Below are 13,634 nucleotides of genomic sequence, written 5' to 3' on the forward strand. Positions count from 1 at the left end.
CCAGCGGTGCTACTCTACTCCCAGTTCTTTTAATTTCCTGGTCAGGGTATTGCGCCCCCACCCCAGTTTACGTGCCGCTTCCTGTTTATGGCCATGGGTATGATGCAAGGCCCGTTCAAGCAGGATTTTTTCAAAACTGATACTGGCGTCATTCAGAATATTCTGGCGTCCTGACTGCAATTGTTTGTCAGCCCAGACGGCCAATAGACTCTGCCAGTCACCACCAGGTTCTGTACCATCACGCCCAATAGGCTGTTCATGCAACTCCTGGGGTAAGTCTGAAGGAATGATTTCTTTGCCACTGGCCATGACGGTTAACCAGCGACACAGGTTTTCCAACTGACGGACGTTCCCCTGCCACGGCAACTGACTGAGGATTCTGGCGGTATCCTTGCCCAGGGTTTTGGCTTCCACTTCCAGCTCTTTGGCCGCTTTAAGCAGAAAGTGTTCGGCCAGCGGGCCAATATCTTCACGCCGTTCTGCCAGACGCGGAATATGGATACGAATCACATTCAGGCGGTGAAACAAATCCTCACGGAATTTGCCCTGGCCCACCCGCTGTTCCAGATTCTGGTGTGTGGCCGCAATAATACGCACATCCACCGATACCGGATTATGCCCACCAACCCGGTAAAACTGACCGTCGGCCAACACCCTGAGCAAGCGGGTCTGCACATCCAGCGGCATATCGCCAATCTCATCCAGAAACAAGGTGCCGCCATCGGCCTGCTCAAAACGCCCCTGCCTGGCATTCTGTGCGCCAGTAAAAGCGCCTTTCTCGTGGCCAAATAATTCGGATTCAATTAAGTCGGTGGGAATCGCTGCCATATTCAGGGCAATAAATGGCTGCTTTGCTCTGGGGCTGTGTTTGTGTAGCGCTCTGGCCACCAGCTCTTTACCTGTACCAGACTCACCGTTGATCAACACACTGATACTGGAGCGAGACAAACGACCAATAGCGCGAAATACCTCCTGCATGGCCGGCGCTTCACCGATGATTTCGGTTTCCAGCCTTGGCACCTGGCGCTGTTGCTGTTTCAGATGTTCGCGGGAATGGGCCAGCGCCCGTTTCACCAGATTTACCGCCTCATCGATGTCAAAGGGTTTGGGTAAATATTCAAAGGCGCCGCCCTGATAGGCGTTCACCGCACTGTCCAGATCGGAATGGGCGGTCATAATAATGACCGGCAGATTGGCAAACTGGCGATGTATTTCCTCCAGCAACTGCATGCCATCCATTTGTGGCATGCGGATATCCGACACAATCACCTCTGGTTGCTGGCCGGCTTCCAACTGGCGCAGTAAGTCCTGTGGATTGTCAAAGCTATAGCATTCAATATCTGCTGTCTGCAGGGCCTTTTGCAGTACCCAGCGAATGGAGCTGTCGTCGTCCACTATCCAAACCGGTGCAGCACTCATAGTCCGGGCTCCTTCTTATCAATGGGCAGGTAAATGGTAAATTCGGTATGGCCGGGCCAGCTTTCCACTTCAATTTTACCCCTGTGGTGATCGATTAGATTCTGGGCTATCGACAGCCCCAGCCCGGTGCCATCCTGTTTGCCTGTGACCATGGGGTAGAAAAGTGTGTCCTTAAGGCGATCGGGAATGCCTGGGCCGTTATCAATAATTTTAATCTGTGCGCAGAGCGGGAAGCGCTTGCCATGAATAGTCACTTGCCGCTCAATGCGGGTTATAAAGCGAATAACGCCCTTGCCCTCCAGCACCTGTACGGCGTTACGGGCAATATTCAGCACCGCCTGCTGAATTTTTTCATCGTCAATCCACAGCTCCGGAATACTGGGATCGTAGTCGCGCACCAACTGTACATCGGCAATTTCATCCAGACTCAGCAGGGTACGGATTTTTTCCAGCACCCAGTGCAGATTATGCCACTGGAAGTTTGGCGGCTTATTCGGACCCAGTAAGCGATCAACCAGATTACGCAAGCGGTCCGATTGCTCAATAATCAGTTGGGTAAATTCCCTTAGCTCCGGGTCAGCCAGTTGTTTTTCCAACAGCTGTGCCGCTCCCCGCAGGCCACCTAGGGGGTTTTTAATTTCATGGGCCAGGCCGCGCACCAGTTCGCGGGCTGCCTGTTGTTGTGCCCATTGCTGGTTTTCCTGGCTGATGCGCCGCAGATTATCGATTTTTTTAATTTCCAACAGCAGCATAGGCTGTTTGCGCTGCTCAATGCTGGTGACCATGATGTCGGCCAGAGAATGACGTCCGTCGGCAAAAGTCACCTGCACTTCGCTATCAGAAAAGCTTTCCCGGTATTGCAGCGCACCGAGTAAACGTTGGGTTTCCAGACTGGACTGTAAAAACAGTTTGCGCAGCTCCTGGCCCTGTAGTTGATTAAAACTTTGCTCGAAGAAAGACTCTGCCGCAGGATTGGCATATCTCACCTTCAGCTCATCGTCCAGCAGCAACACCGCCAGGGACAAATGGCCGATCAGACTTTCCGGAGATCCTGTTGTCACCCATACCTCGTGAATAAAATCTGAGCTGGTCTGTTACCATCAACTCTATGCACCAACATGGTGCACAGAAACTGTAGCATGCTTTATTTTAATGCGCTGCCAGCTTTTATGTCGTTGGGATGCCTTAATCTGCCCGGTTCAGTACAGAAGCCTGATGCAGATAGAAGGTATGCTCAGGAGACGATGCAAGGATCTTGCCCGATTTGTTAATAAGTTGAATCTGAATCTGGTGTGCACCGCGAGGCACACCCTGCAGGTTAAAATTTGGGCTGGCACCGGTGGCCATGACCTGGCCATCCAGCAGTAACTGGAAGCTACCAACGGCGTTAGGACTAATACTGCCACTGACCTGTACTTCGCCAAGATTGTTGCGAATCGTCGCCTCATGCGCTGGCGCCAGAATGTTTAATTGATAGGTTTTGTCCGGTTTTTTGGGGGGCATCGTAGAGTTGACCTGTTTTGGTGCAAGGGAATCGGCGGTGTTGGCTTTAGGCAAACTAACAGGCACTGCACCAGCCACCGGCCGGTCTGTGTAAATCACTGTGCCGTCGGCTTTCACGACTTTATATAAGGTGGCGCTGTTAACCGAAAACGTTACCAATGCCAGTACCCACGCCAGTTTCATCCTTTGTACCTTTACAAGCTGCCTTACAGCAGTGTAGCTGCAGACCCGGCAACAAAAAAGCCCGCACTAGGCGGGCCTTGGTATGCAAAGCGAAACTTACACGCTGTAATACATATCGAATTCTACAGGGTGCGTGGTCATGGCCAGTTTTTCCACTTCCAGGCGCTTGATGGCAATGTAGGCGTCGATCATGTCGTCGCTCATCACACCGCCTTCCTTCAGGAATTCACGGTCTGCATCCAGTGCATCCAACGCCATTTCCAGGCTGTGAGAAACAGTTGGAATATCTTTGGCTTCTTCTGGCGGCAGGTCGTACAGGTCCTTGTCCATGGCATCACCAGGGTGGATCTTGTTCTTAATGCCATCCAGGCCAGCCATCAACATAGCCGTAAACGCCAGGTAAGGGTTAGCCGCCGGGTCAGGGAAGCGAACTTCAATACGACGTCCCTTCACGCTGGGTACGTGCGGAATACGGATAGAGGCAGAGCGGTTACGGGCCGAGTAAGCCAGCATAACAGGCGCTTCGAACCCTGGGACCAAACGCTTATACGAGTTGGTGGTTGGGTTAGCAAATGCGTTGATAGCGCGGGCGTGCTTAATAATACCACCGATGTAGTACAAAGCTTCTTCAGACAGACCAGCGTATTTATCACCAGCGAAGATGTTCTTGCCATCTTTACTGATGGACTGGTGAACGTGCATACCAGAACCGTTATCACCCACCAAAGGCTTGGGCATAAAGGTCGCGGTTTTACCATAGGCATCGGCGACGTTATGCACTACATATTTGTAGATTTGCACTTCATCAGCCTTGGTGGTCATGGTGTTGAAACGGCAGGCGATCTCGTTTTGTCCGGCTGTGGCCACTTCATGGTGGTGAGCTTCAATGGACAAGCCCATTTCTTCCATCACCAAACACATGGCGGCACGGATATCGTGAGCAGAGTCAACAGGTGGAACCGGGAAATAACCGCCTTTCACACTTGGACGGTGACCCTTGTTACCACCTTCGAATTCAACGCCTGAATTCCACTTGGCTTCCATAGAGTCGATTTCATAGAAAGAACCGGCCATATCGGTGTGGAAACGAATATCGTCAAACATAAAGAATTCAGGCTCTGGACCCATCAGTACGGTGTCACCGATACCGGTAGATTTCAGGTACTCTTCTGCGCGTCTGGCGATAGAGCGTGGATCACGATCGTAGCCCTGCATGGTAGAGGGTTCATAAATGTCGCAACGGATGTTTACCTGGGTTTCTTCAGCAAAAGGATCTAAAACTGCTGAGCTGGCGTCAGGCATTAACACCATGTCAGAATCATTAATACCTTTCCAGCCTGCGATGGAGGAACCATCAAACATTTTGCCTTCCTCGAAGAACTCTTCGTCCACCAGGCTGGCAGGAATGGAAACGTGCTGCTCTTTACCTTTGGTATCGGTAAAACGCAGGTCAACAAACTTGGCTTCACTTTCTTTGATCAGGTCCAGTGCCTTTTCTACTGACATTATGTCCTCCAGGTTGATATTCAAAACGCAGATTCAGCTTCTGCGGGTAAGTCGAATTTTCTGCTGCTGACAAAAGCGATTTCCATGCCAACTCAATAATTGCCTCTGCAACGCCCTGTTGACGCGCAACACATTGAACAAGGTACCAAAACGGCGCACGGGATTGCACCAACACAGTGCAGACAAGCACCAAAATGGCGCGAGATGCGCCAGAAAGATGCACCTAAAAGTAGTCGAATTCCGGCTAGCTGCAAAGCAAAGTCAACAAGGCTGCGTAAAAAACACAAAGTGTCATCGCAAAGTCACAGATAAAACTGTACAATCCGCCGCCTGAAAATGGGAATTGGGTGAAAATTTCGGCAAAGCCGGCATAAAACCCGACCTGTTAAGTCAGGATGAAATACACTTCAGACTGAATAGCCTGTTTGGATGACGACATCATCCGCTCCATGCCACCAAGAGAGAATCTGATGAGTTCACAACATACCTCACTGGAAAAACTGAGGAACATTGCCATTATTGCCCACGTTGACCATGGTAAAACCACGCTGGTCGACAAGCTGCTTCAACAGTCCGGCACCCTGGACAGCCGCAAGGGCACGGACGAACGCGTTATGGATTCCAATGCGTTGGAAAAAGAGCGTGGTATTACCATCCTGGCCAAAAATACCGCCATCAACTGGAAAGACTACCGTATCAACATTCTGGATACCCCCGGACACGCCGACTTCGGTGGTGAAGTTGAACGGGTATTGTCTATGGCAGACTCTGTACTGCTGTTGGTCGATGCAGTGGACGGCCCAATGCCACAGACCCGCTTTGTCACGCAAAAAGCCTTTGCTCATGGTCTGAATCCCATTGTAGTTATCAACAAGATTGACCGTCCGGGTGCACGACCTGACTGGGTAATGGATCAGGTTTTTGATTTGTTTGACAACCTGGGTGCCAACGACCAGCAACTGGACTTCCCGGTTGTTTACGCTTCGGCGCTGCAGGGCTGGGCCAGCATGGACGAAAACCAACAGAGCGGCGACATGGAACCTTTGTTCCAGGCCATTGTTGACAAAGTTTCACCCCCGAATGCCGACCCGGAAGGGTCATTACAGATGCAGATCTCCCAGTTGGACTACTCCAGCTACCTGGGCATTATCGGCATTGGTCGCATCAAGCGTGGCCAGGTTAAGGTTAACCAGCAGGTAACCGTAATGGGTGCCGATGGCAAAAAGCGCAACGGTAAAGTGGGTCAGGTATTTGGTTATCTGGGCCTGGACAGATATGAAGCAGAAAGTGCCAGCGCTGGTGACATTGTTGCTATCAGTGGTCTGGGTGAACTGAAAATCTCTGACACCGTTTGTGCAGTGGACAATGTAGAAGCTCTGCCGCCCCTGACCGTTGATGAACCCACGGTAACCATGACCTTCCAGGTTAATACCTCGCCTTTCGCTGGCCAGGACGGTAAATTCGTTACCTCACGCCAGATTCTGGAAAGACTGCAAACCGAACTGAAACACAACGTTGCACTGCGGGTTGAAGAAACGGCTGATCCGGACAAGTTCCGCGTATCCGGCCGTGGTGAGCTGCACTTGGGTGTGCTGATAGAAAACATGCGTCGCGAAGGCTACGAGCTGGCAGTATCCCGCCCGGAAGTGATTCTGCGTAAAGATGGCGAGCAGTTGCTGGAACCCTATGAAACTTTGACGGTAGATATCGAAGAAGAGAATCAGGGCTCCATTATGGAACAGTTGGGTCTGCGCAAAGCAGAAATGCGTGATATGAACCCAGACGGCAAAGGCCGGGTGCGCATTGACTTTGTGGTACCCAGCCGCGGTCTGATTGGTTTCCAGACTGACTTTATGACGCTGACCTCTGGTACCGGTCTGATGTACCACACTTTCCTGGAATACGGCCCGCACGCAGGTGGCCGTATCGGTCAGCGCAACAACGGCGTATTGATCTCCAACGCCAAAGGTAAGGCACTTGCTTATGCATTGTTTAACCTGCAGGAGCGTGGCCGCTTGTTTATCGGCCATGGTGCGGAAGTATACGAAGGTCAGATTATCGGTATTCACAGCCGCGACAACGATCTGACAGTAAACTGCCTGAAGGGTAAGCAACTGACCAACATTCGTGCCGCTGGTACGGATGAGGCCCTGACCCTGACGCCACCTATCCGTATGACGTTAGAGCGGGCACTGGAGTTTATTGATGACGACGAGTTGGTGGAAGTCACCCCCAACCATATCCGTCTGCGTAAAAAGCTGCTGACGGAAAATGACCGTAAGCGTGCTTCCAGAAGCGCTGACTAAGAAGAGAAACCCGCACTTGTGCGGGTTTTTTATTTATGTCGCAGTGGCAGGGATGCACATAAGCGACGATATCCTCACATAAAGGATATGCCGACCTGGCACAGAGCACGCATCGGCGATAAGCAGGAATAGCAGATTAATTTCCTTACTGACCCGAAATTCATTTAGATTGAGTTAAGATTCCTTATCATTTGCATGCATTGTTATTAAGGAAGTCAGTATGCTGCGTTTTGCCCTTTTACTCTTAGCCCTGCTCAGTGTGGTTGGTTGTCAGGACGACCTGCCCGATGAGAAACCCTTGATTAGGCCCATTGCCTGGACCGAAGCCACGGCCTCGCCACTGGAACAGGTGCGTCGCTTGTCAGGCACTATGGCGCCAGTGGAAGCGGCCAGCCTGAGTTTTGAAGTTAGCGGCAAGACAGAAAGTGTCAGTGTTAATCTGGGCGAGAACGTCAAGCAAGGCCAGGAACTGGCCAGATTGAATCAACGCAGTTTCACTCTGAGTCTGCAATCCGCCCAGGCTACACTGGAGCAGGCACATGCCAGTTTTACAGAAGCCGAAAACGAGTACAAACGCTATGCAGAACTGGTTGAACAAGGTGTGGTATCCAAATCCGGCTTTGACAATGCCAAAGCGGCGTTTGAATCTTCACGCAGTGCCGTGGGCGTGGCCCAGGCTCAGCTTGATATTGCCCGCAAAAATCTGCATGACAGTGTCCTATTAGCGCCCTACGACGGCATAATCACTAAGCGTCGGGTCGAGCCTTCACAACAAATAGCCGCCGGTCAGACCGTATTTGAGATTGAAGGCGAGCACGGTTTGGAAGTACGCCTGATGGTGCCGGAAACCATTATTCAGGAATTACAAAATGGTATGGAGCTACCCGTACGCTTTCCCGTCTTACCGGAGCTGGTGCTGAAAGGTCGAATTTCTGAAATCGGAACCCGCGCAGAAGCGGCCAATGCCTTTCCTACTGTTATTACGCTGAATGAACATGATGGCCGTTTACGTGCCGGTATGACCGCCGAAGTCGACATTACCTTCGACGGTGTGGGTCGCTCAGGTTTTGCCGGTCGCAGCTTACGCGTGCCAGTATCGTCCCTGGCCGCCGATACCGGCAATGCCGTGTATTTGTTTGTTTATGACCCACAGCAACAAAAAGTCTTCAAGCGTCGGGTGCAGACCGAGAATATTATCAATAACGAAGTATATATTTCCGACGGCTTACAGGAAGGGGAGATAGTCGCCACAGCCGGGGTTGCTTTCCTGCGTGATGGCCAGGCGGTCAGCCTGTTGGATAAGCAAATTCGTCAGTTTAATTAAGGACAGAATGATGAACCTGACGTCTTTGTCATTTACCTATCGCAAAACTGTGCTGATGCTGCTGGTGTTATTACTGGTTAACGGCTTGATAGCTTATTTTACCTTGCCGGCTCAGGAAGATCCCACTATTACCATCCGTGAGGCCATTGTCAGTACCGCCTACCCGGGTATGGCACCGCAACGGGTTGAAGAGCTGATCACCAAAAAGCTGGAAGAGGAAATTCGCAAGATCCCGGAAGTGAAAAAGCTGACGTCTTCCTCGTCCACCGGGCTGTCGATTATTCATGTAAAAATCTACGACAGATACTTTAACCTGGACAATATCTGGCAGGATCTGCGCAACAAAGTTGAGCAGGCCCAGCGCCATTTGCCGGACGGCACCTACCCGTCACAGGTGAATGACGAATTTGGTGACGTTTCCGTGATTACTCTGGCCCTTACCGCTGATGGCTTTGGTATGGGGGAGATGTACGACGCCGCCAAGCATATCCGCGATACACTGTATGCAGTGGAAGGCACCAAGAAAATTGAAATTTTGGGTCGCCAGGAAGAACGTATTTACCTGCAGGTTTCTAACGCCAGACTGGCGCAACTTGGCATCTCTCCCCGCCAGCTCATTGCTGAATTACAAAATCAGAACATTATCAGTCCAGGCGGCCAGGTAGACACCGGGCGCAGTAGTTTTGTCATCGAACCGTCCGGAAATTTCCGCTCCGTTGAGGATATCGCCAATACCCACCTGAGTATTCCCGGTAGTGAAGAGTTTATTGCCCTGACCGATGTAGTGGAGATCCAGCGGGGTTACATCGACCCACCGGATAAGCTGGCGTATTTCAATGGTCAACCCGCGATATTCTTCGCCATATCCATGTTGCCGGGCTACAACATTCTTGATTACGCTCCCAAAATGCTCAAACATATCAAGCAGTTGGAAGCTAGTTTACCCATAGGTTATGAGCTGGATATTGCCACTTACCAGGCCGAACAAGTGGCTAAAACCGTATACGGCGTATCGGTGAATGTGCTGCAGACCCTGGCCATCGTCTTGGTGGTGGTGGTGCTGTTCCTGGGTATGCGGACCGGGCTGATTGTTGGCACTATTGTACCCTTCGTGATGTTGGTGACCCTGTCTGTTATGCAGTTCTCCGGCATAAAACTGGAACGCATGAGCCTGGCCACCCTGATTATCGCCCTGGGCCTGTTGGTGGACAACGGCATTGTTATCGCTGAGGATTTCAAACGTCGCCTGGAAGAAGGCGCAGACAGGTTTGACGCCATGTGCCGAGGTGGTAAGGAACTGGCCCTACCGCTGCTGAGTTCATCAGCCACCACAGTATTTTTCTTTTTACCCCTGATGTTGGCGGAACATGTGGCCGGTGAATACACCCGCTCCATATCGTTGGTGATCCTGATTACCCTGTTAAGCAGTTGGGTACTGGCACTGTGTGTCACACCGACCCTGTGCTACTACTTCGTTAAAGTGCCGGAAGGAAGCAGCCAGGCACCGAAAAATGGCAAGTGGATTGGTCGCTATGAAGCTTTTCTGCATTGGGTAATGGCGCACAAGTTACTCTTTATGCTGAGTATGTTTGCCTTGTTACTGCTGTCTGTTGTCAGTATGAGACTGGTACCCAAGCAGTTCTTTCCGGATTCTGACCGCACGCAAATTCTGGTCAATATCGACCTGCCCAAAGGTACCTCATCCAGAGAAACTGACCGGCAAATGCGCGACATTTTCACCTGGCTTGAACAAGACAGATACCAGTCTGTAATAGACAGTTATTCCGGCTATGTGGGCTTTAGCGGGCCGCGTTTTGTGTTGTCACTGAACCCCGAAGATCCAGCCGAGAACAAGGGCTTTATCGTGCTCAACGTGCATGAAGGGGTCGACCTGTCTGCCCTGACCCTTGAGCTGGACCGGGCCCTTGAAAGCGATTTCCCCAACATCGCTGCGCGGGTAAAGAAAATGTTCTTGGGGCCGTCGGATTCCAGCATTATCAAAATCCAGGTCAAAGGTCCGGATGAAAACGTCATTTATGCCAAGGCGCAGCAGATTATGGCACTGCTTGGCGACATTCCACACACCCTGGATGTTCGCAGTGATTGGGAAAACCGTATTGTTAAGATAGAAGTGCAGGTGGACCAACACCGCGCCCGCCGGGCGGGGCTGACCTCCAGTGATATTGCCACCGCGTTGCAGGGCTATTTCTCGGGCGCAGTTATCACCGAATTTCGCGAAGGCGACGATATTATCCCGGTTATGCTGCGGGCTGCCGACGCCGAGCGCAGCAATCTTGACCGCCTGCGCACTCTGAATGTCTATTCCGAGAAGACCGGCCTGGCCGTGCCACTGTTCCAGGTTGCCGAGTTTGCCCCGGTCAATCAGTATTCCATCATTCATCGCGAAGATATGTTCCGTACCATCAGCGTAGAAGCGCGCAATACCCATATGGCGGCGGAAGATCTGAAACGTCTGGTCGACCCTAAATTACAACTGTTGGCAGAGGATCTGCCCATCAATCATCATATTGAATATGACGGTGTTATCACTGAGTCAGCCGCAGCGCAAAAAGCCCTGAGTGCCAGCATGCCAATGGTACTGGGCCTGATCCTGGTTTTACTGGTGGCACAGTTTAACTCCTTCCGCCGCCCTCTGGTGATTGTGCTGACCATTCCTCTGGCGTTTATTGGCGCGGTTATCGGCCTGTTTGCCACTCAGGCCCCCTTTGGCTTTATGGTCTCGTTGGGCCTGTATAGCCTGGCCGGTATAGTGATTAATAATGCCATCGTGTTGATTGACCGGATTGAAATTGAAAAGGCCGAGGGTAAAACGGACTACCAGGCCATAGTCGCCGCCAGTCTGACCCGGCTTCGTCCTATTGCCATGACCACGATCACCACCATTATGGGATTACTGCCGCTGATTATTGGTCGTGACCCGCTGTTTCATGGCATGGCCAGTGTGATTGCCTTTGGTCTGGGAATCGGGACGGTGTTAACCCTTGGGGTGGTGCCGGTGCTCTACGCGGCCTTCTTCAGGGTTAAACGCGCTTAAGTATTAAGGCACATCATTACGCCTTTGGTAGGCTCGATAATCCGATTCTATCCGCTTTCGGGTTATCGATGCTGCGGCCATTCAGACCTGGCTTTGATAAAAGTGCAGACCAGTTCACTCAGAGCCTGGCCGACCACCCGGTTTCCTGCTTCGATGCCCGCAGGGTGGCGCTCCGGTGCCCCCTCGGCCAGATGCAGATATTGAGTATTGGCTTGCGAGGCAATATGGTGCACGTAGTAAAGTGCATCATTCAAATTCACTCCGGCAAAGGTCATTGCACTGCTGGGTAACTCAGAGATAGCATCCACATCTAATTCCAGACCCAGCGGCTTGCCGGATGCCAGTAAGTAGTCGCAGAGGGTTGTCAGAGCCTGCTCAAAACTGAGTTCCCGCCGCCAGCATATCTGCTGAATGCTAAACCACGGAAAACCGGCCTCGCGCAGCGCCTGTAGCGCGTCTGCGGAATTCTTTTGTTCGTGCAATCCCAAAACCGCGTAGTGCGACAGATAGCCATGCTGATAGGCATAGCGAAATGGATTGCCACTATGGCGGCCTTCTAACGGGCGAAAGTCACTATGGGGATCCAGATTCACTACCGCCAACGGCTGCCCACCCGATTCACTGCAGGCCCGGATAATGCCGTAGGCGTTGTTATGTCCACCGCCGATAACCAGCGGCGTTAATCCAGCGGCAAACACAGGTTTAAGGGCACTGACCAAGCGTCTGTCAATCTCCTCACACTGCGTTCTTAACTCGCCAAGCTCTGTGGTGGCTGGCAGGTCGTCACAAATCACTTCGCCAAGCAGCAGAATATTCTCGCCACTGAGACAGCTATTGGCCTGCAAATTAAGGAAAGTTCTCAGAAAGGCTGACCAGCCAAGTTGTGCGCCACCCTTACCGCAGTTGGCAGTAGGCCCAACCTGTTCCGGCACCCCAACCAGTGCAAAGCGACACCCTGCGGCATACGCCTCGGCATAATCAGCAAAGTTGCCCATGCACTGCACAACCTGACCCAGTTTTGTCTCACCCGGTCTGGCGTTGCAAAGCTGCAACACTGCTTCGCCATCCAGAAATCGCACCAAGGACATAATGCGTTATTCGATATCCAGTGGCTCTGGGGACAGGATAATACCGGTACTATCGGCGTAAAGGTGATCTTCCGGCAAAAAGGTGACCCCACCGAAATTAACCGCAATGTCGACCTCACCGATTTGTTCATATTCGGCAGAAACCGGAATGGAAGCCAATGCGTGCACGCCTATTTCCATGTCTTCCAGGCTGTCCACGTCTCGCACACTGCCATAACAGACAATGCCTTCCCACTCGTTTTCCAGCGCCAACTGTGCGGTACTGGCATCAATCAACGCCCGGCGCAGTGAACCGCCGCCGTCCACCAGCAGCACTTTGCCCTTACCTGGCTGCTGCAGAACCTTTTCTATCAGGCCCTTGTCCTCAAAACACTTAATAGTGGTGATAGCTCCGCCGTAGGAGCGACGGCCCCCATAGTTAACAAACATGGGCTCTACCACGTCGACACTATCGGCAAACAAGTCACAGAGTTCGGAAGTGTTGTAATCCATGAGGTTTCCATCTGCTTTGGGTGGGTTGCAACCCAGTATACTGTGAGTATTTCCAGGCTGTCCATCTGTTGCAGGAACTCGCAACGGCTAAATTCATCTAAAACTTGCCAAGGCTGGCTTTGGGGCGCATTTGTCACAAAGTCTTCTTGCTTTTGTCACCTTTTATTCACACTAGGTTCTTAGGATTGGCTGGCAAATGAGCAAGGTTTATACAGATATGAACTTATTTGCCCGCGCAGATATACAGCTTTTCTACTGGCTATTTAACAAAACAGCCGGACGAAATTGTACGCCGATTCGCTGGATATCCAGAACCGGTGACGGCCACTTGTATCTGTTGCTCGGCCTGATTCTATGGATGTTTGAGCCCACGCATGGCGACCTGTTTCTTTATACTGCTTTGCTGGCCTACGCGCTTGAACTCCCTATATATGTGGTACTGAAGAAACTGTTCAAACGGACCCGTCCGTGTGACCTGCTGCGTAATTTCAGCGCACATATTTCGCCATCGGATAAGTTCAGTCTGCCTTCAGGCCACACCGCAGCAGCGTTCCTGATGGCTTCCCTGATTGCTCACTACTACCCAGGCTTCACATTATTGGTGTACACCTGGGCCGCCACCATTGGTTTGTCCAGAGTACTGCTGGGTGTGCATTACCCCAGTGACATTCTGGCCGGAGCCAGTCTGGGGTTGACTATTTCCCTGTTCAGCCTGTCTCTGCTAGCCTGATATCTGTCCGTCTCTGTTGTCCGGGATC

Annotated in this window: 10 protein-coding genes; 4 read left to right on the top strand and 6 right to left on the bottom strand. The window is 51.7% G+C overall.

All coding sequences use genetic code 11. The features are described 5' to 3' along the window. Positions 1-9 precede the first annotated feature (9 nt). The 4 genes from glnG to glnA form a co-directional block, all read right to left on the bottom strand. Positions 10-1,419, bottom strand: coding sequence for a nitrogen regulation protein NR(I) (gene glnG / locus ABD028_RS11085; protein WP_102794570.1), 1,410 nt, complete (start codon positions 1,417-1,419; stop codon positions 10-12). Beyond that, positions 1,416-2,480 (bottom strand): nitrogen regulation protein NR(II), encoded by a 1,065-nt coding sequence (gene glnL / locus ABD028_RS11090; protein WP_343844899.1) that lies wholly within the window; start codon positions 2,478-2,480, stop codon positions 1,416-1,418. Before glnL ends, glnG begins: the two co-directional genes overlap by 4 nt. 124 nt (positions 2,481-2,604) lie before the next feature. After that, positions 2,605-3,105, bottom strand: a complete 501-nt coding sequence (locus ABD028_RS11095) for a DUF4124 domain-containing protein (RefSeq protein ID WP_343844901.1) — start codon at positions 3,103-3,105, stop codon at positions 2,605-2,607. A gap of 96 nt (positions 3,106-3,201) precedes the next feature. Beyond that, positions 3,202-4,611 carry a glutamate--ammonia ligase gene (glnA, locus tag ABD028_RS11100; protein WP_102794573.1) on the bottom strand — a complete coding sequence of 470 codons (1,410 nt, stop codon included), beginning with the start codon at positions 4,609-4,611 and terminating at the stop codon, positions 3,202-3,204. A gap of 470 nt (positions 4,612-5,081) precedes the next feature. On the opposite strand from glnA, the gene typA reads away from it, so the two are divergent. The 3 genes from typA to ABD028_RS11115 all read left to right on the top strand — a co-directional run bounded on the left by typA (position 5,082) and on the right by ABD028_RS11115 (position 11,296). After that, positions 5,082-6,917 (top strand): translational GTPase TypA, encoded by a 1,836-nt coding sequence (gene typA / locus ABD028_RS11105; protein ID WP_102794574.1) that lies wholly within the window; start codon positions 5,082-5,084, stop codon positions 6,915-6,917. 220 nt (positions 6,918-7,137) lie between these two features. After that, complete coding sequence (locus tag ABD028_RS11110; protein WP_343844903.1) at positions 7,138-8,241, top strand: efflux RND transporter periplasmic adaptor subunit; 1,104 nt, start codon at positions 7,138-7,140, stop codon at positions 8,239-8,241. A 10-nt stretch (positions 8,242-8,251) separates the two neighbouring features. Continuing rightward, entirely contained in the window at positions 8,252-11,296 is a 3,045-nt protein-coding gene (locus tag ABD028_RS11115) for an efflux RND transporter permease subunit (protein WP_343844905.1), read from the top strand. A gap of 62 nt (positions 11,297-11,358) precedes the next feature. On the opposite strand, the gene ABD028_RS11120 is transcribed toward ABD028_RS11115, so the two are convergent. Further along, positions 11,359-12,384: a formimidoylglutamase gene (locus tag ABD028_RS11120; RefSeq protein WP_343844907.1), complete on the bottom strand. Its 1,026-nt coding sequence runs from the start codon at positions 12,382-12,384 to the stop codon at positions 11,359-11,361. Positions 12,385-12,390: 6 nt separating this feature from the next. Then, entirely contained in the window at positions 12,391-12,876 is a 486-nt protein-coding gene (gene rraA / locus ABD028_RS11125) for a ribonuclease E activity regulator RraA (protein ID WP_102794578.1), read from the bottom strand. 217 nt (positions 12,877-13,093) lie between these two features. Here rraA and ABD028_RS11130 point away from each other — a divergent pair, with 217 nt between their 5' ends. Beyond that, complete coding sequence (locus ABD028_RS11130) at positions 13,094-13,606, top strand: phosphatase PAP2 family protein (protein WP_425542100.1); 513 nt, start codon at positions 13,094-13,096, stop codon at positions 13,604-13,606. Positions 13,607-13,634: the final 28 nt, after the last annotated feature.

The organism is Bowmanella denitrificans (assembly GCF_039522935.1).
Taxonomy (GTDB): domain Bacteria; phylum Pseudomonadota; class Gammaproteobacteria; order Enterobacterales; family Alteromonadaceae; genus Bowmanella; species Bowmanella denitrificans.